At 70.9% G+C, this 25,205-nt stretch carries 23 protein-coding genes; 16 read left to right on the top strand and 7 right to left on the bottom strand.

The annotated features are described in order from the left end of the window. Window positions 1–28 precede the first annotated feature (28 nt). On the bottom strand, window positions 29–1,585 hold the full coding sequence (locus ACFY3C_RS23860; protein ID WP_390772149.1) for an MFS transporter: 1,557 nt from the start codon (window positions 1,583–1,585) through the stop codon (window positions 29–31). Window positions 1,586–1,682: 97 nt separating this feature from the next. Between ACFY3C_RS23860 and ACFY3C_RS23855 the strand changes: the two genes are divergently transcribed. Beyond that, on the top strand, window positions 1,683–2,261 hold the full coding sequence (locus tag ACFY3C_RS23855) for a TetR/AcrR family transcriptional regulator (RefSeq protein WP_390772148.1): 579 nt from the start codon (window positions 1,683–1,685) through the stop codon (window positions 2,259–2,261). Between the two features lie 42 nt (window positions 2,262–2,303). Here the strand turns inward: ACFY3C_RS23855 and ACFY3C_RS23850 are convergent, their stop codons facing one another. Beyond that, entirely contained in the window at window positions 2,304–2,732 is a 429-nt protein-coding gene (locus ACFY3C_RS23850) for an organic hydroperoxide resistance protein (protein WP_390772147.1), read from the bottom strand. 124 nt (window positions 2,733–2,856) lie between these two features. Here ACFY3C_RS23850 and ACFY3C_RS23845 point away from each other — a divergent pair, with 124 nt between their 5' ends. The 3 genes from ACFY3C_RS23845 (at window position 2,857) to ACFY3C_RS23835 (ending at window position 5,786) form a co-directional block, all read left to right on the top strand. Then, on the top strand, window positions 2,857–3,576 hold the full coding sequence (locus ACFY3C_RS23845; protein WP_390772146.1) for an alpha/beta fold hydrolase: 720 nt from the start codon (window positions 2,857–2,859) through the stop codon (window positions 3,574–3,576). Between the two features lie 9 nt (window positions 3,577–3,585). Next, complete coding sequence (locus ACFY3C_RS23840) at window positions 3,586–4,272, top strand: winged helix-turn-helix transcriptional regulator (RefSeq protein ID WP_386576575.1); 687 nt, start codon at window positions 3,586–3,588, stop codon at window positions 4,270–4,272. Window positions 4,273–4,607: 335 nt separating this feature from the next. Next, on the top strand, window positions 4,608–5,786 hold the full coding sequence (locus ACFY3C_RS23835; RefSeq protein ID WP_390772145.1) for a Kelch repeat-containing protein: 1,179 nt from the start codon (window positions 4,608–4,610) through the stop codon (window positions 5,784–5,786). Between the two features lie 5 nt (window positions 5,787–5,791). Here the strand turns inward: ACFY3C_RS23835 and ACFY3C_RS23830 are convergent, their stop codons facing one another. Further along, window positions 5,792–7,012 carry a PucR family transcriptional regulator gene (locus ACFY3C_RS23830; RefSeq protein WP_390772144.1) on the bottom strand — a complete coding sequence of 407 codons (1,221 nt, stop codon included), beginning with the start codon at window positions 7,010–7,012 and terminating at the stop codon, window positions 5,792–5,794. 164 nt (window positions 7,013–7,176) lie between these two features. Between ACFY3C_RS23830 and ACFY3C_RS23825 the strand changes: the two genes are divergently transcribed. From ACFY3C_RS23825 to ACFY3C_RS23815, 3 genes are all read left to right on the top strand, one after another. Next, a complete protein-coding gene (locus ACFY3C_RS23825; RefSeq protein WP_386576571.1) occupies window positions 7,177–8,103 on the top strand; it encodes a proline dehydrogenase family protein in 927 nt (308 codons plus the stop codon). A gap of 251 nt (window positions 8,104–8,354) precedes the next feature. Further along, window positions 8,355–9,986 carry an L-glutamate gamma-semialdehyde dehydrogenase gene (pruA, locus tag ACFY3C_RS23820; protein ID WP_390772143.1) on the top strand — a complete coding sequence of 544 codons (1,632 nt, stop codon included), beginning with the start codon at window positions 8,355–8,357 and terminating at the stop codon, window positions 9,984–9,986. A 106-nt stretch (window positions 9,987–10,092) separates the two neighbouring features. Beyond that, window positions 10,093–10,980, top strand: coding sequence for an alpha/beta fold hydrolase (locus ACFY3C_RS23815; protein ID WP_390772142.1), 888 nt, complete (start codon window positions 10,093–10,095; stop codon window positions 10,978–10,980). Here ACFY3C_RS23815 and ACFY3C_RS23810 read toward each other — a convergent pair. Continuing rightward, window positions 10,931–11,818 (bottom strand): alpha/beta fold hydrolase, encoded by an 888-nt coding sequence (locus ACFY3C_RS23810; protein WP_390772141.1) that lies wholly within the window; start codon window positions 11,816–11,818, stop codon window positions 10,931–10,933. The two genes, ACFY3C_RS23815 and ACFY3C_RS23810, sit on opposite strands and share 50 nt — an antisense overlap. Before the next feature lie 84 nt (window positions 11,819–11,902). Here ACFY3C_RS23810 and ACFY3C_RS23805 point away from each other — a divergent pair, with 84 nt between their 5' ends. Beyond that, entirely contained in the window at window positions 11,903–12,442 is a 540-nt protein-coding gene (locus ACFY3C_RS23805) for a GNAT family N-acetyltransferase (protein WP_390772140.1), read from the top strand. A 7-nt stretch (window positions 12,443–12,449) separates the two neighbouring features. Here the strand turns inward: ACFY3C_RS23805 and ACFY3C_RS23800 are convergent, their stop codons facing one another. Continuing rightward, window positions 12,450–13,442 (bottom strand): NADP-dependent oxidoreductase, encoded by a 993-nt coding sequence (locus tag ACFY3C_RS23800; protein WP_390772139.1) that lies wholly within the window; start codon window positions 13,440–13,442, stop codon window positions 12,450–12,452. A 66-nt stretch (window positions 13,443–13,508) separates the two neighbouring features. Between ACFY3C_RS23800 and ACFY3C_RS23795 the strand changes: the two genes are divergently transcribed. Both ACFY3C_RS23795 and ACFY3C_RS23790 read left to right on the top strand, forming a co-directional pair. Continuing rightward, window positions 13,509–14,450: a LysR family transcriptional regulator gene (locus ACFY3C_RS23795; protein WP_386576565.1), complete on the top strand. Its 942-nt coding sequence runs from the start codon at window positions 13,509–13,511 to the stop codon at window positions 14,448–14,450. 220 nt (window positions 14,451–14,670) lie between these two features. Further along, complete coding sequence (locus ACFY3C_RS23790) at window positions 14,671–14,802, top strand: hypothetical protein (protein ID WP_386576564.1); 132 nt, start codon at window positions 14,671–14,673, stop codon at window positions 14,800–14,802. Window positions 14,803–14,894: 92 nt separating this feature from the next. On the opposite strand, the gene ACFY3C_RS23785 is transcribed toward ACFY3C_RS23790, so the two are convergent. Beyond that, on the bottom strand, window positions 14,895–16,481 hold the full coding sequence (locus ACFY3C_RS23785) for a purple acid phosphatase family protein (RefSeq protein ID WP_390772138.1): 1,587 nt from the start codon (window positions 16,479–16,481) through the stop codon (window positions 14,895–14,897). A gap of 143 nt (window positions 16,482–16,624) precedes the next feature. On the opposite strand from ACFY3C_RS23785, the gene ACFY3C_RS23780 reads away from it, so the two are divergent. Continuing rightward, window positions 16,625–17,668 (top strand): 3-isopropylmalate dehydrogenase, encoded by a 1,044-nt coding sequence (locus tag ACFY3C_RS23780; protein WP_386576562.1) that lies wholly within the window; start codon window positions 16,625–16,627, stop codon window positions 17,666–17,668. Between the two features lie 351 nt (window positions 17,669–18,019). Next, on the top strand, window positions 18,020–19,108 hold the full coding sequence (locus ACFY3C_RS23775; protein WP_390772137.1) for a branched-chain amino acid aminotransferase: 1,089 nt from the start codon (window positions 18,020–18,022) through the stop codon (window positions 19,106–19,108). Here the strand turns inward: ACFY3C_RS23775 and ACFY3C_RS23770 are convergent. Next, window positions 19,105–20,613, bottom strand: coding sequence for a cytosine permease (locus ACFY3C_RS23770; protein ID WP_390772136.1), 1,509 nt, complete (start codon window positions 20,611–20,613; stop codon window positions 19,105–19,107). The two genes, ACFY3C_RS23775 and ACFY3C_RS23770, sit on opposite strands and share 4 nt — an antisense overlap. A 147-nt stretch (window positions 20,614–20,760) precedes the next feature. On the opposite strand from ACFY3C_RS23770, the gene ureA reads away from it, so the two are divergent. The 4 genes from ureA to ACFY3C_RS23750 are packed head-to-tail and all read left to right on the top strand — an operon-like array spanning window position 20,761 to window position 24,907. Continuing rightward, window positions 20,761–21,456 carry an urease subunit gamma gene (gene ureA, locus ACFY3C_RS23765; protein ID WP_390772135.1) on the top strand — a complete coding sequence of 232 codons (696 nt, stop codon included), beginning with the start codon at window positions 20,761–20,763 and terminating at the stop codon, window positions 21,454–21,456. Beyond that, entirely contained in the window at window positions 21,453–23,195 is a 1,743-nt protein-coding gene (locus ACFY3C_RS23760) for an urease subunit alpha (protein WP_390772134.1), read from the top strand. The genes ureA and ACFY3C_RS23760 overlap by 4 nt, the downstream gene beginning before the upstream one ends. Window positions 23,196–23,206: 11 nt before the next feature. Next, window positions 23,207–24,247: an agmatine/peptidylarginine deiminase gene (locus ACFY3C_RS23755; RefSeq protein WP_390772133.1), complete on the top strand. Its 1,041-nt coding sequence runs from the start codon at window positions 23,207–23,209 to the stop codon at window positions 24,245–24,247. Between the two features lie 48 nt (window positions 24,248–24,295). Then, window positions 24,296–24,907: a TetR/AcrR family transcriptional regulator gene (locus ACFY3C_RS23750; protein WP_386576555.1), complete on the top strand. Its 612-nt coding sequence runs from the start codon at window positions 24,296–24,298 to the stop codon at window positions 24,905–24,907. The last annotated feature ends 298 nt before the right edge of the window (window positions 24,908–25,205 follow it).

Raw genomic sequence — 25,205 nt, 5'->3', positions numbered from 1 at the left:
CGGCGCTTTTGTGCCGCAGGCGTGAGGCTCAGGCCGCGGCCTCCTCCGCTGCTGCGACGGCCTCCACTGCCGGAGTCTCCCGGACGTGGATCCGGCGCAGCGTGGTCGCCGCCCCGACGGCCGCGAGAACCAGCAGCACCGCCCCCGCGATCGCCGCGCCGTGCATGCCGCTGGTGAACGCCTCCCGGGCCGCCGTCGCCAGGGCGTCACCCGTGCGCCCCGGCAGCCGGCCGGCGACCGCGAGCGCGCCGCCCAGGGTCTCGCGGGCCTCGGCCGGGGCCGAGGACGGCATCTCGTGGCGGTAGAGCGCCGTACCGATGGAGCCGAGGACCGCCATGCCCAGCGCGCCGCCGAACTCCGCGCCCGTCTCCAGCAACGAGGAGGCGGCGCCCGCCTGCTCCACCGGGGCGGCGCCCATGGCCAGGTCGGTCATCTGCGACATCACCATGACGACGCCGGAGGACAGGACGCCGCAGGCGGCGAGGACGAGCCAGAGGGAGTCCGTGCCGGCCAGGGCCAGCATGCCGAAGCCCGCCGCGGAGATCGCGAAGCCCGCGGTGACCACGTAGGCGCGGTTGACGCCCTTCTGGACCAGGGCCGTCGCCACCGGGGCGGCCATCCCGATCGGCACCGACGGCAGCAGCGACCACAGGGCCGCCTCCATCGCGCTCTTGCCGAGCACCGACTGCAGGTACTGCGTGGTGAAGAAGGCCGAACCCGTGATCGCCAGCGAGGAGACGAGGTTCAGGACGACCGCGGGGGCGAAGCCCGGGCCGCGGAAGAGGGCCGGCGAGATCATCGGCGAGGCCGCCGTGCGCTGGCGGTGGACGAAGAGGGCCGCGAAGAGCAGGCCGACGGTGATCGAGACGACGTACTGCGCGTGCCAGCCCTCGGACGGGATCTCCTTGAGGCCGTAGATGACGGGGAGCACCGACGCCATCGACAGCGGCACGCTCACGAAGTCGAAGCGGCCGGGCTGCGGGTTCTTCGACTCGGGCAGCAGGATCGGGCCGAGGACCAGCAGCAGCACCATCGCGGGCAGGTTGACCAGGAAGACCGAGCCCCACCAGAAGTACTGGACCAGGACTCCGCTCAGCACGGAGCCGAGGGCGATGCCGCCGGTCATCACGCCGGACCAGATGCCGACCGCCTTCGCGCGCTCCTTGGGGTCGGTGAACATCGTGCGCACCAGCGCCATCGTCGAGGGCATCAGGGTCGCCCCGCCGATGCCGAGGACCGCGCGGGCCGCGATCAGGGTCTCGGCGCTGTTGGCGTAGGCCGCCACCAGGGAGGCGGCACCGAAGGCGGCGGCGCCGAACAGGAGCAGCCGGCGCCGGCCGATGCGGTCGCCCAGCGCGCCCATCGTCATCAGCAGGCCGGCCAGGACGAAGCCGTACATGTCGAAGATCCACAGCTGCTGGGTGCCGCTCGGCTCCAGGTCCGCGCTGATCGCCGGGATGGCGAAGTAGAGGACCGAGACGTCCATGGAGACCAGCAGCAGCGGAAGCATCAGCACGCAGAGCGCGGTCCATTCGCGCCGACCGGCGCGCCCGGCGGGGGAGTTGGTGCTCGTCGAGTTCGTCATACCGGTGACTGTACGGGCGTCTTAAACGCTTGTCTAGAACGTTTGTATAATTCATTCGTCTAGGACGGTTGTATGAAGCGGCGGTAGGCTGGCCCGCATGGGACACCGTGAAGATCTGCTGGAAGGCGCCAAGCGCTGCCTGCTGGAGAAGGGCTTCGCGCGGACGACGGCGCGCGACATCGTGAAGGAGTCGGGAACCAACCTCGCCTCCATCGGCTACCACTACGGCTCGAAGGACGCGCTGCTCGCGCAGGCCTACGTCGCGCTCGTGGAGAACATGTCCGGTGCCTTCGGCGAAGAGGGGGCCGTCGAACCGGAGGGCGCGCCCGGGTCGCTGGAACGCTTCCGATGGGTCTGGTCGAACATCATCGCCACCATGCGGGAGCCCGGCTCGGTCTGGCGGCTCAGCATGGAGGTCATGACCCTCGAACTGCCCGAGGTGTGCGATCACTTGTCCCGCGCCCAGCGCGAGGGCGGGCGCGGCCTGGTGTCGCTGCTGATGGGGGTGCCGGAGGAGGAGGTCTCCGACGAGACCGCGGACACGCTCGGCCGCTTCTATCTGACGCTGATGACCGGGCTGATCGCCCAGTGGACGTTCGACGCGAAGACCGCACCCGACGGGGACGCGCTCACCGAAGGTCTGCGCCAGGTCATCGAGGCTGCCACGAAGAGCTGACCCTGCCGTCCCGCTCCCCTCGTCGAGGGGAGCGGGACGATGTCACAGCCGGGTTCCGTTGACCACCAGCACTACGTCGATGTTGTTGCGCGTGGCCCTGGAGTACGGACAGACCTGGTGGGCCGTCCTGACCAGTTGGACCGCCTCCTCGTCGGTGACCGAGGGCAGTGAGATCTGCAGTTCGACGCCGAGCTGAAAGCGGCCGCCGTCGACGGGGATCAGTGAGACGGACGAGTCGATCTCCGCGTCGTCCGCCTTCAGCTTGCCGCGCTGCCCGACCAGAGTGAGCGTCGCGCCGAAGCAGGCGGCGTAACCGATCGCAAAGAGCTGCTCGGGGTTTACGCCCTCACCGTCCCCGTCCAGCTCCTTGGGCTGCCGCAGGTCCAGATCCAGCCGTCCGTCGTTCGTGCGCCCGTGGCCGTTCCTGCCTCCGGCGACGTGCGCCTGCGCCGTGTAGAGCGCCTTGGTCATCGTGAACTCCCTTCTTTGCTATCAAAAAATGAACCTGTCACTTCAAAAATGAGAAGTCAATGGCATACAGTCGGGAACCTCACGACGACCGGGTTCTGCCCCTACCGCGTGCGGAGGACCACCGATGACCACGTTCGTACTCGTCCACGGCGCCTGGCACGGCCCGTGGGCCTGGGACCGGATCGTCCCGCTGCTGCATGCCGCCGGGGCGCACACGCTCACCCCGGACCTCGGCACCGCTGGGGACCACGGGCTCCACGACCACGCCGAGGCGGTCGTCGCCGCCCTCGACGCCGTGCCGGAGAAGGGCGAGCTTGTGCTGGTCGGGCACAGTTACGCGGGCCTGGTCGTACGTGAGGCTGCCGACGCACGGCCCGATGCCATCGGCCATGTCGTCCTCGTGGACGGATGGGCGGGGTCGGACGGCGCCAGCATGTTCAGCCTGGCCCCCGACTCCTTCGTCGACGCGGTCCGTACGGCGGCCGAGACGCTGGGGGACGGTCGGCGGATCCCGGCCCCGCCCCCGGCGGCGTTCGGCATCGTCGACACCGACCACGCGGCCTGGCTGGCCGCGCGCATGCGCCCTCAACCGCTGCGCTCGTTCACCGAGCCCACTCGGCTGAGCGGGGCCGTCGACCGCATTCCCGGAACCGCCGTCTACTGCCGGCCGCAGACCTACCCGTTCGACCGGTTCGGCGAAGCCCTCGGATACCGGACACACGCCCTGGACGGCCCGCACGACGTGATGCTGACCGATCCGAAGCCGCTCGCCCGAATGCTCCTCGACGTGCTCCTCTACTCCTCGACACCTGCTTCATTCAAGAAGCGGAAGCGCGAAGTCTAGAATGACGAAGTGGAACAGCGAACGTACAACCAGTACTGCGCGACCGCGCGCACCCTCGACCTCGTCGGCGAGCGCTGGACGCTGCTGCTGATCCGCGAGCTGCTGACCGGACCCAAACGGTTCGGCGACCTGCAGGCCAGCCTGCGCGGCCTCGGCACCGGACTGCTGGCCGCCCGCCTGAAACACCTGGAACGCGAGGGACTGGCCCACAAGATCACGCTCCCCCCGCCCGCCCGGACCCCCGCATACGCCCTCACCGAGGCAGGCGAGGACCTCGGACCGGCCATCCTCGAACTGGCCCGGTGGGGCTTGAAGTGGGCGATGGGCGAACGGCGCCCGAGCGAGACGTTCCATCCGGGCTGGGCGGTGCTCGGCCTGCGAGCCTGCTTCGACACCGCCGCCGCCGCCGGACTGCACGCGGTGTACGAATTCCGTATCGACGACGAACTGTTCCATGCCCGGATCGACGACGGGGCGATCGAGGCGCTGCACGGACCGGCCCAGCACCCGGACGCGACCGTCGTGATCAGCCAGGAGGCATTCCTCCGCCTGACCGGTCAAGGCCTCACGTTCGCCGAGGCGATCGAGACCGGTGTCGCGTCGGCATCCGGCGACGAGGAGGCTCTGCACAGGCTGAGAGGCTTGTTCCGCCTGCCGTCCCCGCAGGCCCGGAAGGCTGACCAGACCTCGTCCTGACGGCACCGGCGGCTACAGCCGGGACCCCTTCAGCGCCATGTGCAGCAGGCGCGTCGGCCTGTACGGCATGAGCGGCTGCCGGGCGTCACGGGCGCTCGCACCGCCCCAACTCGTCCTGCCGCGACGGGCGGGCGGACAGGTAGGTCCGCTCCGCGTCACTCTCACCGAGACCAGGTCATGGCGGCGGTCGCCGGCCGAAGTCCGCGCGCTCGGCCGTTTGCCGCAGCCGCGGTGCGCCGGGCCGTACGGATACCTAGCGTCACAAACGTCCGGCTGGTGTGCCGCTGAAGCGTGAGAGACGGACAGCGGGCGGCGTATGAGAGCAAGGAGCACGGGTGAAGACTTTGTCGACGCATGCGGGTGCCGCGCACTGGGGGCGACGCGGTCGGACGCGGTGGCTGCTCGTTGTCCTGCTGTCGCCGCTGCTCGCGCTGACCGCCACGCTTGCGCAGGCCCATGCCCAGAGCGCCTGGGTCGCGGTGCCTCACATGCCCACCGCCCGCAACGGCCTCGGGGGTACGAGCGCACCGTGCCCCAAGGGGGTGGAAGGGCTCAGAGGAACCTGCGTCTACGCCATCGGGGGCCAGAACGCCAACTCGCCCGCCCTGGGCACCGTAGAGGCGTACAGCCCGGCCACCAACACCTGGCGATCACTGCCTCAACTGCCCACCCCGCGCTACGCGGTGACGGCGACGACCGCGCCATGCCCGCAGGCAGTGCGAGGGCTCGCGGGAACCTGCGTCTACGCCATCGGCGGCTTCACAGGCACCCAGTGGCCCGACCCCGCGCACGACGTGGGCACGGTGGAGGCGTACAGCCCGGCCACGAACACCTGGCGGACGCTGCCGCAGCTGCCCACCACTCGCAGCTTCGCGGCGGCGACCACCGCGCCGTGCCCCCCGGCGGTCGCGGGACTGCGCGGCTCGTGCGTGTACGCCGTCGGCGGCGCCCTCAGCGCCACGGTGGAGGCGTACAGCCCGGTCACCAACGTGTGGCGTTCGCTCCCCTCCCTCCAGACCCGCCGCGACGCTCCCGGTGCGGCGACCGCGCCCTGTCCCCGGGCCGTCGCGGACTTGCGCGGTGCATGCGTGTACGCCGTGGGCGGCTTCAACCCCACTGACGGCGTCCTCGACTCGGTGGAGGCCTACAGTCCGGCGACGAACTCATGGCACACGGTGGCCGCGATGGACGCCCCGCGGGTCGCTCTGGGGGCGACCTCAGCCCCATGCCCCACAGCCGCCGGTAAGGCGGGGGCGACCTGTGTCCATGCCATCGCCGGCTTCACGAACTTCACGGACTTCGCCACGGACACGGCGGAGTTCTTCACGCCGGCCGCGAACGACTGGAGCCCCCTGCCCGACCTGGCCACCGCCCGCTTCGAGCCGGCTGCCGCGACCGCTCCGTGCCCCAAGAGCGCCAAGAGCGTCCGCACCTGCATGTACGCCCTCGGCGGCTTGAACGACACGTCTTTCACAGCGCTGAACTCCGTCGAGGCCCTTCCTGTCGGTCGCTGACAACCTCAATCGGGATTTCCATCGAGCCGCGCCCTCTTCAGCGCCATGTGCAGCAGCAGCCGGTCCTCGCCGTCGTCCAGGTCGAGGCCGGTCAGCTGCTCCACGCGGGACAGGCGGTAGTACAACGTCTGCCGGTGGATGCCCAGCGCAGCGGCCGCGCGGCCGGCCTGGCCCGCGCAGTCGAGGTACACCTCGGCCGTGCGGGCCAGCTCCTGGTGGGCGGGGGAGAGGAGGGGAGCGACGGCCGGGTCGTGGGGCGCCTCCGCGGACAGTGCGGTCAGCAGGCGGTACGGGCCGATGCGCCGCCACTCGGCCACGGGCCCGAACCTCGGCTCGGCCAGCGCGGCGCGCGCGGCGGCGGAGGCCTCCTGCCAGACCGTGCCCAGGTCGGCGAGTCCGCTGCGGGGCTCGCCCACACCGGCGGCGGCCCTGGCCGCACCCGACCGCGTCCCCTCCGCCTCCTTGAGCAGCCGGGAGGCCGCCGTCAGCGCGGGTACCGCGACATCCGTCGAGCGCAGCCGCACCAGGATCGCGAGGCTCTGACCTGTCGTCCCCCACGGCACCGTGCACAGGGCCGTGGCGTGCGGCACCGTACGCGGTGACGGGGCCTGCTCCGGGTCGGCCGAGGGCCACGGGGCGATGCAGACCACTGTGTGGGGGGCGTCCGCGCGGGTCCCGAGGGCGGTGCGGAGTTCCATCACCGCCGAGTCCCGCTGCCACCCGCTCTCCGCGGTCAGCACCGCCCGCAGCTCCCGGCTCAGCCCCGCCCCCGCCTGCGCCTCGTCGGCGAGCAGCGCGCCGATCCGGCCCGCCACCTGCATGGCGGCGGTCAGCTGGGCATCCGTGGGGCCGGGGTCGTAGTCCAGCAGCCAGACGTAGCCGAGGACGACACCCCGATGGCGTACCGGCAGGCAGATGCGGCCGCGGTAGACGCCTGCCTCCGGGGTCGGCGGGATCCGTACCGGCCCCGACGCGCGCGTGATGCCGAAGCCCTCGAACCACGCCCGCACCGTCGCCGTGGAGCGCCGGGTCAGGATCGATCGGGTGCGCACCGGGTCCAGCGCCGAGGGATCAAGGTCGCCCTCACTGTCGTACGCACCGAAGGCGATCAGCTCGAAGTCCCGGTTCTCCAGGGTCGCGGGCGCCCCCAGCAGCTCCGAGATCTCGTCCACCAGCTCCTGGTAATCAGCTCTGAATTCCGCCGCCACTCGGATATTCTCGCGCATTTCCGCGCCGCCTTCATACATCTGTCTGAGATCCAGTGCACGGATGCGTGACAGCTGTCGATGGCCGACGATCGGAGAGATCCTTAGGTTTCACGGTGGTTCTCCGTGCCGTACCCGAATCGTCGGGTGGCGGCCCTTTTGATGCTTGTCTGTGGAGGTGCCCCGTGCTGGGTCCCGTGATTCTCGCCGCGTCGCGCAGCGACCGGATGCGACGCCTGATCTCGGCGGCCCCGGTGACCAAGCAGGTCGTCGACCGCTTCATCCCGGGCGAGACCGTCGACGACATCGTCCCGATCATCAGGGACCTGACGGCCAAGGGCCTGGAGCTGACGATGGACGTCGTCGGCGAGGACATCACCACCCCTGAGCAGGCCGGCGCCGCCCGGGACGCCTACCTGCTGCTGATCGACCGGCTGCGCGAGCTGGAGCTCGGTGAGAAGGTCGAGATGTCCGTCAAGCTGTCCATGTTCGGGCAGGCGCTGGAGGGCGGTCACGAGCTGGCCCTCGCGAACGTCCGCCCCGTCGTCGTGGCCGCCGCCGCCATCGGTACGACCGTCACGCTGGACGCCGAGGACCACACCACCCTGGACTCGATGTTCGCCATCCACGAGGAGCTGCGGAAGGACTTCCCGCAGACCGGCTGCGTCATCCAGGCCTACCTCTTCCGCACCGAGGCCGACGCCCGCCGCCTCGCCGAGGCCGGCAGCCGCGTCCGCCTCGTGAAGGGCGCCTACAAGGAGCCCGCCGAGGTCGCCTACCAGCAGAAGCACGAGATCGACAAGGCCTACGTGCGCATCCTGAAGACGCTGATGGGGGGCGAGGGCTACCCGATGATCGGGTCCCACGACCCGCGCCTCATCGCCATCGCCCAGGAGCTGGCGCACCAGGCCGGGCGCAAACTGGACGAGTACGAGTTCCAGATGCTCTACGGCATCCGTGGCGAGGAGCACCTGCGCCTGGCCGCCGAGGGCCACCGCATGCGCGTCTACACCGCCTACGGCACCGACTGGTACGGCTACTTCATGCGCCGTCTCGCGGAGAAGCCGGCGAACCTGCGCTTCTTCGTCCGCTCGATGATCAGCAAGGGGTGATGCGCTGGATGAGCCGCGGCTGTCCGTCGCCGAGCGGTGCTCGGAAACCGACAGCCGCCGCCCCGTGGCCGGCTGAGCCGGACCCAGATCCGGAAAGGAGTTACGGATCTCGTGACTCCGCCCCCGAGGGGGCTTCTCGCGAACTCGCCGCGGCGAGTCCGTGACGGTCAAGCCCTGACCGCTGCTCACCATACGCAACCGCTTCAGCTTCGCCCGGCTGAAGCCCGGGAATCACTCGGAAGAGGTAACCCATGGACGCTGTGACCCAGGTCCCCACCCCCGTCAACGAGCCGGTGCACGGCTACGCCCCCGGCTCGCCCGAGCGCGCCCGTCTGGAGGCCAAGCTCAAGGAGCTGGCCGAGAACCCGATCGACCTGCCGATGACCATCGGCGGCGAGCGGCGGATGGGCGGCGGCGAGACCATCCAGGTGGTCCAGCCGCACAACCACAAGGCCGTCATCGGCACCCTGCGCAACGCCACCCAGCAGGACGCGCAGGACGCCATCGACGCGGCCCTGGCCGCCGCGCCGGCCTGGCGCGCGATGTCCTTCGACGACCGCGCGGCGATCATCCTGCGCGCCGCCGAGCTGCTGGCCGGCCCCTGGCGCGAGACCATCGCCGCCTCCACCATGCTCGGCCAGTCCAAGACCGCCCAGCAGGCCGAGATCGACAGCCCCTGTGAGCTGGTCGACTTCTGGCGCTTCAACGTCCACTACGCCCGCCAGATCCTCGCCGAGCAGCCCCCGGCGAACTCCCCGGGTGTGTGGAACCGCATGGACCACCGCCCGCTGGAGGGCTTCGTCTACGCGATCACGCCGTTCAACTTCAGCGCCATCGCGGGCAACCTGCCCACCGCGCCCGCGCTGATGGGCAACGTCGTGGTGTGGAAGCCGTCCCCCACCCAGACCCACGCCGCCGTCCTCCTCATGCAGCTGTTGGAGGAGGCCGGCCTGCCCCAGGGCGTCATCAACCTCGTCACCGGTGACGGCATCGAGGTCTCCAAGGTCGCCCTTGAGCACCGTGACCTCGCCGGTATCCACTTCACCGGCTCGACCAAGACCTTCCAGTACCTGTGGAAGACGGTCGGCAACAACATCGAGAAGTACCGCTCCTACCCGCGTCTGGTCGGCGAGACCGGCGGCAAGGACTTCCTCGTCGCCCACCCGAGCGCGGACCGCGCGGTCCTGAAGACCGCCCTGACCCGCGGTGCCTTCGAGTACCAGGGCCAGAAGTGCAGCGCGACCTCCCGCGCCTACATCCCGGCCTCCATCTGGAACTCGGGCTTCAAGGAGGAGTTCGCGGCCGAGGTCGACTACCTGACCATGGGTGACGTCACCGACCTGTCGAACTTCATCGGCGCCGTGATCGACGAGCGTGCCTTCGCCAAGAACAAGGCCGCGATCGACCGCGCCAAGGAGGACCCGACCTGCACGATCGTCGCGGGCGGCACCTACGACGACTCGGTCGGCTACTTCGTCCGCCCGACCGTCGTCGTCTCCACGGATCCGGAGAACGAGGTCTTCCGCACCGAGTACTTCGGCCCGTTCCTCGGCGTCTACGTCTACGAGGACGACAAGTACGACGAGATGCTGGAGCAGATGGAGTCGGTCTCCGACTACGCCCTGACCGGCTCGGTCATCTCCAACGACCGCGCCGCGGCCGCCCACACGATGGAGAAGCTGCGCTATGCGGCGGGCAACTTCTACATCAACGACAAGTCGACCGGTGCCGTCGTCGGCCAGCAGCCCTTCGGCGGCGGCCGCGCCTCCGGCACCAACGACAAGGCCGGCGCCCCGCAGAACCTGATGCGCTGGACCCTGACCCGCGCCATCAAGGAGACGCTGGTCGCGCCGACCGACTACACGTACCCGCACATGGGCTGACCCTCAGCCCCCCGAACGACGGGCCGGGAAGCCTGACATCCGAGCAGGCTTCCCGGCCCGTTTCCAATTCTCCCGTCCCGTCCTCCCGCCCCGTCACACTGGACCCATGACGGTCATGACGGTCATGACGGACGACGGAGTACGGCTGTGGGCGCAGCGGTCGGGCGGTGCGGGTGATCCACTGGTGCTGTGCCACGGCGGGCCGGGCCTGTGGGACATGTTCGGTGAGGTGGCCGGGCTGCTCGCGGACGTGACCCCGGTGATCCGCTGGGACCAGCGCGGCTGCGGGCGGTCGGAGCGGTGCGACGGGCCGTGGACGAGCGAGCGGTTCGTCGCGGACCTGGACGCCGTACGACGGCACTTCGGGCTGGAGCGGATGGCGCTGCTCGGCCACTCCTGGGGTGCGCAGCTGGCGCTGAGCTACGCCCTGGCGCATCCGGACCGGATCGGCTCGCTGGTGTACGTCGCGGGCACGGGCATCGGCCCGGACTCCGACTGGTACGGCGCCTTCCACCGCAACTTCCTCACCCGCCTCGCCGACCACCCCGAACGCCTGGCCCGCTGGCGGGAGTTGACCGCCCTCGCGGAGCGCACGCAGGAGGAGGAGCGGGAGCGGGCGGTCCTGCAGTGGTCCGTGGAGTTCGAGGACCGGGACGGGGCCCTGGAGCCCGCCGGGCGCATGGCCGACCCATGGTTCGGGATCAACTCCGAGTCCAACACGGTGCTCAACGAGGAACGCAAGCGCGTCTGGGGCACCCCGGAGCTGTACACCGCCTGCCGGAAGCTCGACGTGCCGGTGCTGATCATCGACGGCGCCCGGGACATCCGGCCGCGCACGGCCGTCGACTCCCTCGCCGAGGCCCTGCCCCGTGCCAGCCGGGTGATCCTCCCGGACGCCGGGCACCTGCCGTGGGCGGAGGACCCGAAGGGCTTCCGGGAGGCGCTCAGGCAGTGGTGGCAGTGGGCAGATTTCGGCCGAGAAAGTCCCGCATGAGCGCGGCGATCTGGTCCGCGTGCGTCTCCAGGGCGAAGTGCCCGGCCGGGAGCAGGTGCACCTCGGCCCTCGGCAGGTCCCGCTGGAAGGCGAGCGCGCCGGCGGGCACGAAGATCGCGTCGTGTGCGCCCCAGACCGCGAGCAGCGGCACCTGGCTGGTGCGGAAGTACTCGTGGAAGGCCGGGTACAGGGCGATGTTGGAGCCGTAGTCGGAGATCAGGTCGAGCTGGATCTCCGTCTGGCCGGGCCGGGCCATCCGGGCCGTGTCGTGCTCGTACGCGTCCGGGCTGACCAGTGACGGGTCCGGCACCCCGTGCACGTACTGCCACTTGATCCCGTCCGGGCTGATCAGCTCCCGGACCGGTTCCTCGGTCTGCGGCGTCCGCTCCGCGATCATCGCGAGCACCGGCGCCCAGGCCTGCTCGCCCAGCCCCTCCTCGTACGCGTTGCCGTTCTGCGTGACGATCGCCGTCACCCGGTCGGGGTGGGCGAGGGCCAGGCGCAGGCCGATCGGGGCGCCGTAGTCCTGGACGTAGAGGGCGAACTCCTTGAGTCCCAGCTGCTCGGTGAACTCGCCGGTGATCGCGGCCAGCTCGTCGAAGCGGTAGGTGAACTCCGTGGCCGCCGGGGTCGCCGACCGGCCGAAGCCGATGTGGTCGGGGGCGATCACCCGGTAGCTGTCGGCGAGGAGTGGGATCAGCTCGCGGAACATGTGCGAGCTACTCGGGAAGCCGTGCAGAAGCAGCAGGACGGGGGCGTCTTCCGGGCCCGCCTCGCGGTAGTACACGTCGAGGCCGCGGACGGTGACGGTGCGGTGGTGAACCTGGTGAATCGACATGACAGCAGTGCACCACGGCCACCTCTAACCAGTCAAGAGACTTTGAAAGGTTAGAGATGAGAGATCAGGTGCGATCCTTGCTCCATGACCCTTCGCCTGCGTACCGCCCACACGGCCGACCTCGACCCCGCCGACCTCCGCGCCGCCCGCGCCCTCCTGGACGAGGCCTTCGACGGGGACTTCGCCGACCAGGACTGGGACCACGGCCTCGGCGGCATGCACGCCCTCGTCCACGACGGCGCCGGTCTCGCCGCGCACGGATCGGTCGTGATGCGCCGGATACGGCACCAGGGGCGCTGGCTGCGCACCGGATACGTGGAGGCCGTCGCCGTACGGGCTGACGTGCGCCGCACCGGGCTCGGCGGGCGGGTGATGGCCGAGCTGGAGCGGATCGTCGACCGGGCCTACGACCTCGGCGCGCTCTCCGCGAGCGAGGACGGCGCCCCGCTGTACACGGCTCGCGGCTGGCAGCGGTGGAGCGGTCACGTGTGCGCCCTCTCGCCGGACGGAATCGTCCGTCTGCCGGAGGAGGAAGGGGACGTCTACGTCAGGCCCGCACTCGCCGGACCCCTTGACCCGGCCCACGCCCTCGTCCTCGACTGGCGTGACGGGGACATCGCCTGACGGCACATCACACCTTGCGGACCAGGATCTTCCCCGTGTTGCCGCCCCGCAGCATCAGCAGGAACGCCTCCACGATCAGCTCGAACCCGTCCACCACCGTCTCGTCCAGCGCGAGCGCCCCGCTGCGCAGATGCGGTACGGCGAAGTCGTACAGCTCCTCCTGCACGTCCCGGTAGCCGCTCACCAGGAAGCCCTCGATGCGCAGGCTCTTCTCCACGACGTCCGAGTGGTTGAAGACGACCGGTGGCGCGTCCGGGGTGTTGTACGTGCTGATCGTGCCGATCCGCACCACCCGGCCCCGCTCCCGCAGCGCGCCGATCGCCGCGCCGAGGTGGTCGCCGCCGACGTTGTCGACGAACAGGTCGATGCCGTCCGGGGCAGCCGCGGTGAGGAGTTCGGCGACCGGGGCCGAGTGGTAGTCGAAGGCGGCGTCGTAACCGACCTCCTCCGTCAGGTACTTGACCTTCTCCGCCGATCCCGCGCTGCCGATCAGCCGGCCCGCGCCCAGCAGCCGGGCGAAGCGGCCGGTGGCCGTGCCGACCCCGCCCGCCGCGCCGGAGACGAACACGTCGGCGCCCTCGCGCAGTTCGGCGATCCGGGTGAGACCGACATAGGCGGTCAGGCCCGTGCCGCCCAGCACGCTCAAGTAGGCCGACAGCGGCACGCCCGCGTGGTGGGGGAGCCGCCTGACCTCCTCGGGGCGGACCACGGAATGCGTGCGCCAGCCCTGCCGGTGGAAGACGATCTCGCCCTCGGGGAGCGCCGGGGTGCGGGAGGCGACGACCCGGCCGAGGGTGCGGCCCTCCAGCGGGGCGTTCAACTCGAAGTCGCTGTCCATCATTTCGCGGTGGTAGGGGTCCACGGACCAGTACAGGTTCTCCAGCAGAGCCGTACCCGGGGCCGGTTCCGGGACGGGGGACTCGACGAAGCGGAAGTGGCCGGCGGTCGGGAAGCCGGTCGGGCGGGCGGTCTGCTGCACGGTGAGCGCGATCTCGGTCATGGCAGGGACCGTAGGAAGGAATGCCCAGGCCGGGCAGAGGGTTGCGCTCATGGAACGCGTTGATCCATGAATCGCCCTCATAGACGCAGGTGGGAGCCCCGAGTGACAGCAGCCGACCTTACCCCGCAGGAGCTGAGGATCCTCGTCGCCGTGGCCGACGAGGGCGGCTTCTCGGCCGCGGCCGCCCGGCTCGGGGCCACCCAGTCCGCCGTCTCCCACGCCGTGCGCGGCATCGAGCGCAAGCTGGGCGTCGTCCTCTTCGAGCGCGGCCGGTTCGGCGCCCGGCCGACGCCCGGCGGGGAGCGGGCGGCGGCCCATGCCCGGCGCGTGCTGCGGATGCTCCGGGCGCTGGCCGCCGACGCCCGGGGCGCGGGCACCGGCGAGACCACCGGCGCACTGCGCGTCGCCGCGTTCCGCAGCGCCGCCCTGCATCTGCTGCCGCCCGCCCTGGAACGGCTCGCCGAACGGCACCCGGGCATCGAGGTGACCGTCACCGTCGTACGGGAACTGGGCCCCGGCACCGCGGGCGAGGTCGCCGAAGGACGGGCCGACCTCGGCATCGCCACCCTCGGCGGCGGCTCGCCCCTGCCCGCCGGGCTGGTCGGCGACGTGCTGCTGGAGGAGCCGTACTCCCTGGTCCACCCCGCCGGACACCCTGCCCCGCGCACCCTCCCGCTGGTCGACTGGATGGAGAACTGCGGCTCCTACACCCGCGACTGGTGGGCCGCCCAGGACTGGATCCCGGCTGCGACCGTGCGCGCCGAGGACGACGGGGCGGTGCTGTCGATGGTGGGCAGCGGTCTCGGCATGGCCATCATGCCCGCGCTCTCCCTCACCGGTGCCCCGCCCTCGGTGGCCGTCACCGACCTCGGACCCGAGCGGCCGTCCCGCTGCGTCGGCTACGTCACCACCCCGGAACTGGCCACGGCCTCCGCCGTTCGGGCGCTCGTCCGGGAGCTGCGCTCACTCCACCCGCGGACGGCAAAAGAGCAGGTCACGACGGTGTGACCCAGTCCACCGTCTCAGATAGTAGGAAGTCCGAGTAATTGTGCAGACAGGCGCGGCCGGCTCCCTTACTTTTGTAGGAGCCGAACGTCTCGCTCGATCAAGCGAATGGCGGTCGTGAGCCGGGCCCTTTGCAGGCAACCCCTGCGGCACCGCTCCCCGCCCCTCCGGCGTCTCGCAACCCCCCTTGCCGCACTCCGGTTTGCCGAAGGAGTCGATTTCCATGGCCGAGACGACCGTCCGCCGCCGAGTCCGCCACGTGTCCCGCGCGAGCGAGTCCGAGCGCAAGAACGCCGCCGCCGCCCTCCAGCGCGCCCTCGACCGCCGCGACAACGGCGGCGAGACCGGCCACTGAGCCGCCGAAGCCGGCCCGTGCGCCGCCACTGATCCGGGAGCCGCACCCGCAGGGGTGCGGCGCGGCCTCACCGCCGCGCCGCACCTCGGATCTCACCCGCCGCGCCGCACCTCGAAGTGGTCGATCCGCCGTCCGTCCTCGGCCAGCGCCGACACGGTGAGCCGCGGTGACGGGCCCGGTCGCGACTCCACCGAGAGCAGTGAGAAGCCGGTGTAGCGCACCCGCGACCACTGGGCCGTCTCCGTCGCGTGCTCCTTGTCCTTGGTCCAGGCGAAGGTCTCCACGGCGTCGTGCCGGGTGACATGACCGTCGTAGCTGTCCTTGACGCCCGAGGGGAAGGAGTACAGGTCCCGGCCGCCGCCGCCCGCGGTGACGTACACGATCCCGTCCCGCGTCGGATCGGTCGACGCGCCGATCGGGACGGACCTGCCGACCTCACCGGCCTTGATCGCGTCCGTCCGCTCGTACACGTGGTTGTGCCCGTTGATCACCAGGTCCACCTGGTGCCTCGCGAACAGCGGCAGCCACTCCTTGCGGACACCACCGTCGGAGGCGTGCTGGGAGGTCGAGTACGCGCAGTGGTGGAAGAAGACGACCAGGAAGTCCACGCCCTTCGTCGCGCGCAGCTCGCCCAACGTCGCGTCCAGCCACTTGGTCTGTCGGCCGCCGCTGTGCCCGAAGTTGGCCGGGATCTCGTACGACACGTCGTTGGCGTCCAGCGCGACGAAGCCGGCGTTGCCGTAGGTGAACGCGTAGGCGCCCGGTGTCCCGTGCGGGTCGAAGCCGCTGTCCGGCAAGGAGAACCGGGCCAGCTGTCCGCCGTAGCCGTCCGGCGAGTACCAGGCTTCCATGTCGTGGTTGCCGGTGGTCACCATCCACGGCACCGACTTGGCGACCGGGTCGTTCTGCTGCAGGAACTGGTCCCAGAACGTGGGGTCGTAGCCGTCCGAGGTCTTTCCGGCGCCGTTGACGTCCGCGTAGCAGATGTCGCCCGCGTGCAGGTGGAAGGCGGGGTTCTGGCGTTGCACGAGATGGTCGTTGGCGTTCGCGGCCTGCCCCACGCCCTGGTCGCCGAAGGCCGTGAAGACGAAGCGCTCCGGGGTCGCGGGCGCGGTGCGGAACGAGGCGAGGCCGGCGCGGTGGGCGGGAGCGGCCGGGTCCCAGCCGTCGTGGCCGACGCCGTAGTAGTACGTCGTGCCGGGCTTCAGGCCGTCCAGGGCCGCGTGCAGGTAGTACTGCTCGACCGCGGGCCGCACCCCCTGCACCCCGGGCGTGTGCAGGTTGCGCACCTCTGCCTCGATCCGGCGGCCGAGGTCGTCGGGGCGCAGTCCGACGCGCACGTACGGCCGCTTCACCGCGAGCGGCACCTGCCAGGAGACCCGCATCTGAGTCTTCGGGTCGGCGCCGAAGGCCAGATGGCGGCCGAAGGGGCGGACCACCGAGCCGGACACCCGCGAGGCGGCCGAGGCCGGGTGCGCCGCCGCGCCGGAGCCGGACGAGCAGCCGGTCAGCAGGCCGCCCGCGACCGCGCCCGCCGTCACCAGGGTGCGGCGGCGGACCATTCGGGTGCGCAGGTACTCGTACTGCTCGGCCATGCTCATCCGCGCCGCGAGCGGGCGCGGGATGCCGAAGTCGGGGACGGGGGGTCCGGGGGGTGTCCCCCTGGAAAGGGCAGCCATGCTGGGGAAGATTCCACCGGGGTCCAACACCCGTGCCACATACGGGTGAACGACAGCCGACGGGAGGACACCTGCAACCCGTACGGGTGTCCGTATGGTGGACAGGGCATGTCATCCCCTGGGACGAGGAGTAGGGTGCCGACATGTCTCGCAGCATCAATCTCGCAGTGATCCCCGGTGACGGCATCGGCCAGGAAGTCGTGGCCGAGGGTCTCAAGGTCCTCTCCGCCGTCCTGCCGCAGGATGTGAAGCTGGAGACCAAGGAGTACGACTTCGGCGCCAAGCGCTACCACGCCACCGGTGAGACCCTCACCGACGCCGACCTCGCCGCCCTCAAGCAGCACGACGCCATCCTGCTCGGCGCGATCGGCGACCCGAGCGTCCCGTCCGGCGTCCTGGAGCGCGGCTTCCTGCTCAAGCTCCGCTTCGCCTTCGACCACCACGTCAACCTGCGCCCGTCGAAGCTGCTCCCCGGTGTCGCGACCCCGCTGGCCGGCCAGCCGGAGATCGACTTCGTCGTCGTCCGCGAGGGCACCGAGGGCCCCTACACGGGCAACGGCGGCACCATCCGCAAGGGCACCGAGCACGAGGTGGCCACCGAGGTCTCCGTCAACACGGCCTTCGGTGTCGAGCGTGTGGTCCGCGACGCCTTCGCCCGCGCCCAGGCCCGCCCGCGCAAGAAGCTCACGCTGGTCCACAAGAACAACGTGCTGACCTTCGCCGGGCACCTGTGGACGAACATCTTCAACAAGGTCGCCGCGGAGTTCCCCGAGGTCGAGACCGACTACATCCACGTCGACGCGGCGACCATCTACCTGGTCACCCAGCCCGAGCGGTTCGATGTGATCGTCACCGACAACCTGTTCGGCGACATCATCACCGACCTCGCCGCGGCCGTCTCCGGCGGCATCGGTGTGGCGGCCTCCGGCAACATCAATCCGAGCCGCGAGTTCCCGTCCATGTTCGAGCCGGTCCACGGCTCGGCCCCGGACATCGCCGGCCAGGGCAAGGCCGACCCCACCGCCACGGTCCTGTCCGTCGCCCTGCTGCTGCGCCACCTCGGCTACGACGCCGAAGCCGACCGCATCGACACCGCGGTCGCCGCCGACCTCACCGAACGCGTCGGCAAGCCCGCCCGCAGTACGTCGGAGATCGGCGATGCGCTCGCCGTACGAGTAGCCGGCTGACCCTCCCCCACTGCCTGAAGGGCGTGGGGGCACCCCCACCGCTACACACCAAGCCGTCGGGTCGCATCCGCACCCGGCGGCTTTTCCTATGCGGTCGCCGGGTGCCACCATCAACCCTGGGTCGCATTCACCCTGATTCCTTCCGACCAGAGCCCCGCGCGATAATCGAACGCGGAGCCGCGGTATGAGGGAAAGCTCGGACGTCCTAACACCGGCGCAAGCCGGTGACGGGAGTGAGCGCGGCCCGTTCACCACAACCGGTACTGCATTTCCCGGGGGACAACCCCCGGACCCCCGGCCGAAAGACCGGAGCTGCGCCGCCCCATATCAGGAAGCGAAGGACGCCTACTCATGACGACGCCCACGATCGAGCTCAAGCCCTCCGCCCATCCGCTCGCCGCCGCGGAGCGCGAGGCGATCCTGGCCAGCCCCGGATTCGGCCGCCACTTCACCGACCACATGGTGACGATCAAGTGGACCGAGGGCCGCGGCTGGCACGACGGCCAGCTCGTTCCGTACGCGCCGATCCCCCTCGACCCGGCCACCAACGTCCTGCACTACGCCCAGGAGATCTTCGAGGGCCTGAAGGCCTACCGCCAGCCCGACGGCTCGGTCGCCACCTTCCGCCCCGACCAGAACGCCAAGCGCTTCCAGCGCTCCGCCAAGCGCCTGGCCATGCCCGAGCTGCCGGTCGAGACGTTCGTCGAGGCCTGTGACGCCCTGGTCCAGCAGGACAGGGACTGGGTGCCCGCGCACGGCGGCGAGGAGTCCCTCTACCTGCGCCCGTTCATGATCGCCACCGAGGTCGGTCTCGGCGTCAAGCCCGCCAACGAGTACCTGTTCATCGTCATCGCCTCCCCGGCCGGCGCGTACTTCCCGGGCGGCGTGAAGCCGGTCTCCATCTGGGCGTCCGAGGACCGCGTCCGCGCCGTCCCCGGCGGCATGGGCGACGCGAAGACCGGCGGCAACTACGCGGCCTCCCTGCTCGCCCAGGCCGAGGCCGCCGCCCAGGGCTGCGACCAGGTCTGCTACCTCGACGCGGTCGAGCACAAGTGGGTCGAGGAGCTGGGCGGCATGAACCTGTACTTCGTGTACGGCGACAAGATCATCACGCCCGCCCTGACCGGCTCCATCCTGGAGGGCGTCACCCGTGACTCCCTGCTGGCCGTCGCCCGCGACCTCGGCTACGCGTCCGAGGAGGGCCGCATCTCCATCGAGCAGTGGCAGGCCGACTCCGAGAACGGCACCCTCACCGAGGTCTTCGCCTGCGGCACCGCGGCCGTCATCACGCCGGTCGGCACGGTGAAGCGTGCCTCTGCCGAGTGGAAGCAGGGTGGCGGAGAGCCGGGTGAGGTGACTCTCCGCCTGCGCCAGGCCCTCCTCGACATCCAGCGCGGCAAGTCCGAGGACAAGCACGGCTGGATGCACAAGATCGGTTAAGGTCGCGGTTCGAAGTGCCGCGTTGGGGCGTCGGGCGTCTGCGGGTCCGTTGTGGCTGGTCGCGCGCACGCGGCGGTAGCCGCATGTTGGATACCGCCCCGCGCCCCTTCGGGGCGCGCCCTGCCTGTTGCTGACTGCGTCAGCAACAGGTACACCAGTCCACCCACGAGCCCCGACAGCAGGAAGCTGCAGTCCACCCCGCCGGTGAGGCGCAGCAGCGGGCCCTCGTACGACGGCAGGGACACCGCGAACAGGCCGACCGTCGCGCCGGCGGCCCAGGACACGACGGCCGGGATGTTCCAGCCGGCCCGGTACCAGTAGATCCCGCCCCGGGAGCGGCGGTTGAAGACCTGCAGGGCGTCGGCGTCGTACACACCGCGGCACCGGGCGAAGCCGATCAGGGTGATGACCGCCCACGGCGTGCCGATGGCGGTGAGCAGCAGGACGAAGGACGTCATCGCCGACTGCGCGTTCCAGGCGTAGTGGCCGACGAAGACGCAGGCCGTGGCCACGACGGCGACCGTGTAGGTGGCGCGGGCGCGGGAGGCGCGGGGCAGGATCGCGTCCAGGTCGAGGCCCATCGAGTAGAGCATCAGGCCCGCGTTGCCGACCGAGCCCGCGGAGGCGGACAGCAGCAGCGGGACCAGGTACCAGGTGGGGGAGGCGGACACCAGGGGCCCGGCGTAGTCGGTGGCCGCGCGGGCCGCGTACGCCGTGAAGGTGCCGAACAGCTGGGGCACCAGCAGACCCAGGATCAGGCCGAGCCAGGTGGCGTGCAGGACGCGACGGCCGGCGTGGCGGGCGGGGGAGATGTAGCGGGTGTAGTCGCCGAGCAGGGTGATGAAGGCGATCGGTCCGGACAGGCCCGCCGCCACGGCCGCCAGGAGCCAGGTCGGCCAGAAGGAGCCCAGCAGATAGCCGCCCGCCCCGGGCAGGGCCGAGGTCGTGAAGTGCGGGGCGTAGGCGAAGATCCCGAGGGCCAGCAGGGCGGTCATGCCGATGGCCAGGACCCGGGACATGGCGAGCAGCACCCGGTAGCCGTAGACCGCGCCCGCGACCGTGGCCGCGGCGAGCACCGCGTAGACGACGGCGTACGACACCCCGTCCGCGGGCAGCCCGAACAGCCGGCCGAGCACGCTCAGCATCACGTCGCCGCCGATCCACACGGTCAGGGCGGTGTAGCCGAGGGCCAGCAGCAGACCGACGACCGAGCCGACCAGCCGGCCCCGCACGCCGAACTGGGCGCCGGAGGAGGTGGAGAGGTTGGTCGCGGTGCGCAGGGAGACCAGCGCCAGCGGGGCCGTGAACAGCGTGCCGATCACCGTGCCCGCCACGACCGAGCTGACCGACGCCCACCAACCGAGCCCGAAGGAGGGCGGCAGCCAGCCGAAGATGATCACTCCGAGGCAGAGGTTGGACCCGAGCAGGATCGAGACCAGGTCCCGTGGACCGCTGGTCCGTTCCTCGTCCGGGATGGTGTCGACACCGCGCTGTTCGATCGGCATGGCTGGGTCTCCTTCGACGGCCGCCTCGGTTAGTTTGAGCGACGCTCAATGTGACGTGTGCTGAGGCCGTCAGTCAATGCTTCAGTTTCCTGAAGAGTGCGTTTAGAGTGATGCTCAAATGTGTGGAAGGTAAGGAGGTGCCGCGTCGTGAGACTGACCCCCACGGAACGTGACCGGCTGCTGCTCTTCGGAGCCGCGGAGCTGGCCCGGGCCCGCCGGGCACGCGGTCTCAGGCTCAATGTGCCGGAGGCCACCGCGCTGATCGCGGACACCGTCTGCGAGGCCGCGCGGGACGGCCGACGGCTCGTGGAGGCCATCGAGGCCGCCCGGTCGATCCTCGGCCCCGAGGATGTGCTGCCGGGCGTCGCCGACGTCGTCACCGAGGTGATGGTCGAGGCCGTCTTCGACGACGGCTCCCGGCTCGCCGTGGTCTCCGACCCGATCGGCAACGGTGCCGGCGTCGAGGGCCCGGGCGCACTGCTGCCGGGCCCCCAGCACGCGGAGCCCGAGCCCGCCGTCCGGCTCACGGTCACCAACACCGCGACCGTGCCGGTCTCCGTCACCTCCCACTTCCACTTCTTCGAGGCCAACCCGCGGCTGGACTTCGTACGCGAGCGGGCCTACGGCATGCGGCTCGCCGTACCCGCCGGGTCCTCCGTGCGGTTCGGGCCGGGGGAGAGCGCCGAGGTCGGGCTGGTCCCGATCGGCGGCGAGCGGATCGCTATCGGCTTCGCCGGTCTGGTCGACGGGCCGCTGGACGCGCCCGGAGCCCGGGAAGAAGCCCTGCGCAGGGCCGCTGCCTGCGGTTATCTGGGAGTCACGGCGGAAGGAGGCGAGCGATGAGCCGCTCGAAGGGGCGCGAGATCGACGAGTCGGTCCACATCGACCCGCACGCCTACGCGGCCACCCACGGCCCCCGCGCCGGTGACCGGGTCCGGCTCGGCGACTCGGGCCTGGTGATCCGGGTCGAGTCCGACTCGCAGAAGTACGGCGACGAGTTCCTCGCCGGGTTCGGCAAGACCGCCCGCGACGGGCTGCATCTGAAGGCCGCCGCCGTCCGCGAGACCTGCGACGTCGTGATCAGCAACGTCGTCGTGATCGACGCGGCCCAGGGCATCCGCAAGGTGTCCATCGGCATCCGCGAGGGCCGGATCTGCGCGATCGGGCGGGCCGGCAACCCGGACACCCTCGACGGGGTCGACGTCGTCGTCGGCACGGGTACGTCGATCGTGTCCGGCGAGGGGCTCATCGCCACCGCCGGCGCCGTCGACACCCACGTCCACCTGCTGTCGCCGCGGATCATGGAGGCCTCCCTCGCCTCCGGCGTGACCACGATCATCGGCCAGGAGTTCGGCCCGGTGTGGGGCGTCGGCGTCAACTCGCCCTGGGCCCTCAAGCACGCCTTCAACGCCTTCGACGCCTGGCCGGTCAACATCGGCTTCCTGGGCCGGGGTTCGTCCTCGCACAGCGCCCCGCTGGTCGAGGCCCTCGCCGAGGGCGGTGCCTCAGGTTTCAAGGTGCACGAGGACATGGGCGCCCACACCCGCGCGCTCGACACGGCCCTGCGGGTCGCCGAGGAGCACGACGTCCAGGTCGCCCTGCACAGCGACGGCCTGAACGAGTGCCTGTCGGTGGAGGACACCCTGAAGGTGCTGGAGGGCCGGACCATCCACGCCTTCCACATCGAGGGCTGCGGCGGCGGACACGTGCCCAACGTGCTCAAGATGGCCGGCGTCCCGAACGTCATCGGCTCCTCCACCAACCCCACCCTGCCCTTCGGCCGGGACGCGGTCGCCGAGCACTACGGCATGATCGTCTCCGTCCACGACCTGAAGACCGACCTGCCCGGCGACGCCGCCATGGCCCGCGACCGCATCCGGGCCGGCACGATGGGCGCCGAGGACGTGCTGCACGACCTGGGCGCGATCGGCATCACCTCGTCCGACGCGCAGGGCATGGGCCGCGCGGGCGAGACGGTCCGCCGTACCTTCGCCATGGCCGGGAAGATGAAGGCCGAGCTGGGGCCCCTGCTTCCCCATGACGGGGAGGCCGGCGACGGCGAGGGCGACGACAACGCCCGCGTCCTGCGCTACATGGCCAAGCTGACCGTCAACCCCGCCATCGCGCACGGCCTCGCGCACGAGGTCGGCTCGATCGAGGTCGGCAAGCTCGCCGACATCGTGCTGTGGCGCCCGGAGTACTTCGGCGCAAAGCCGCAGCTGGTCCTCAAGTCCGGTTTCCCGGCGTACGGCGTGGTCGGCGACCCGAACGCGGCCACCGACACCTGCGAACCCCTCGTCCTGGGCCCGCAGTTCGGTGCGCACGGCGCCACGCCCGCGGACATCTCGGTCGCGTTCGTCGCACAGGCCGCCCTCGACCAGGGCAACGACCGGATGCCCACCCGGCGCCGCCGGGTCGCCGTACGCGGCACCCGGGGCATCGGCCCCGCCGATCTGCGGCTGAACGCCCGCATCGGGGCGGTCGACGTCGACCGGCGCACCGGCCTGGTCACCCTCGACGGCGACCCGCTGCGCTCCGAGCCCGCCGACTCCGTCTCGCTCAACCGCCTCTACTTCCTGTAAGGACCCGCGACATGACCACCCCCGCTGCCGACGGCTTCCGCATGCCCGCCGAGTGGGCCCCGCACGAGCGCACCTGGATGGCGTGGCCGGGCCCCAACCCCACCTTCGACGACCCGGACGACCTCCGTCTGTCCCGCATGGCCTGGGCCTCGGTGGCCCGCGCGATCCTCCGCTTCGAGCCGGTGACGGTCGTGTGCGGCCCCGGTCAGTCGACGGACGCGCAGGTGCTGCTCGGCCCCGGCGTCGACACGGTCGAGCGCGATCTGGACGACGCCTGGATGCGGGACATCGGCCCCACCTTCCTCACCGGCGGCCGGGGCGAACTGGCCGCCGTGGACTGGACGTTCAACGGCTGGGGCGCCCAGGACTGGGCCCGCTGGGAGCACGACTCGAAGATCGCCGCGTATGTCTCGGACCTCGCGGGCGCGAAGACGTACGCCTCGAAGCTGGTCAACGAGGGCGGCGCGATCCACGTCGACGGCGAGGGCACGGTGCTGCTCACCGAGACCGTGCAGCTCGGCCCCGAGCGCAACCCGGGCTGGACGAAGGCGCAGGTCGAGGCGGAGATCCACGCCCACCTCGGCACCAGCAAGGCGATCTGGCTGCCGCGCGGCCTGACCGGCGACTACCCTCCCCACGGCTTCGGCACCCTCGGCCACGTCGACATCGTCGCGGCCTTCGCCCGCCCCGGTGTGGTCGTCGCCCACCACCAGCCGGACCCGGCCCACCCCGACCACGAGGTCACCAAGGAGGTCATCGGCATCCTGAAGTCGGCGACCGACGCGCGCGGCCGCACGCTGGAGGTGGTCGAGGTGCCCGCCCCGACCGTCCTGGAGGCCGACGGCCACTGGGCCGACTATTCCTACATCAACCACTACCTCTGCAACGGCGGGGTCGTGCTGTGCGGCTTCGACGACCCGCGCGACGAGATCGCCGCCGGGATCTTCCGCCGTCTCTTCCCCGGGCGGACGGTCACCCTGGTGGACGCCCGTACGATCTTCTCCGGTGGTGGTGGCATCCACTGCATCACCCAGCAGCAGCCGAAGGTCTGACACACGAGGGCCTGACACACGAAGGTCTGACACACACAGGAGCAGCAGATGGCCGGTGCGGCCCGTGCGCGCAGGAACGCGCCGCCGCGCGAGGAGGTTCTCGTCGCCGCCATGGACATGATCGCCGAGCGCGGTCTGGAGAAGCTCACCATGGCGGGGCTCGGCCGTGAGGTCGGGATGAGCAGCGGCCATCTGCTGTACTACTTCCGCTCCAAGGACGAGCTGCTGCTGCAGACCCTGGAGTGGAGCGAGGGCAGGCTCGGCGCCGAGCGCAGCCGCCTGCTCACCCGCCCCGGCACCGCCCGGGAGCGCCTGGAGGCGTACGTCGAGCTGTACGTCCCCGACGGCCACCGCGACCCGCACTGGACGCTCTGGCTGGAGGTCTGGAACCGCTCGCAGAACGCCGACGACGACGCCCGCGAGCGGCAGGCCGCCATCGAGGGCGCCTGGCACCGCGACCTGGTCGCGCTGCTCGCCGAGGGCGTCTCGCGCGGCGAGTTCCGCCCGGTCGACGCCGACCGCTTCGCCGCGAGGCTGCGTGCGCTGCTTGACGGCTTCTCCATCCACGTTGCCATCGGGTTGCGCGGCACCGGACGGGAACAAGTGATCGCCCACGTGCGGGAGTTCCTCGCGGAGACCCTCCTCACGCCGGACACCTGACGACCGCATCCTGAGACAGTCGGTGAGCCAGGGGCAGCGCTGTGCCAGACTGCCTCCGTGCTCTCGTTCGCCATGATTATTGGCAGCAGGCGCGCCGGTCCGCTGTGACCACCACGTACGACCAGGTACGGGTGGCCACCGTCGTCCTCGACCCGCGCGCAGACCTCTCGCACCCGCGAGGGGTTTTTTGGTTTTCCGGCCCACCTTCAGCCGGGAACGGAGCGCGAGGGACTATTGGGGGGACGGTGGAGCCGGTCATTCCGGTAAGACCGAAGATCCACAATCAGGAGCCTTGAGA

This window comes from Streptomyces sp. NPDC001410 (assembly GCF_042895235.1).
GTDB lineage: Bacteria > Actinomycetota > Actinomycetes > Streptomycetales > Streptomycetaceae > Streptomyces.
The sequence above is the reverse complement of the archived record's forward strand: the minus strand, read 5'-3'. Positions and strand labels throughout refer to the sequence as shown.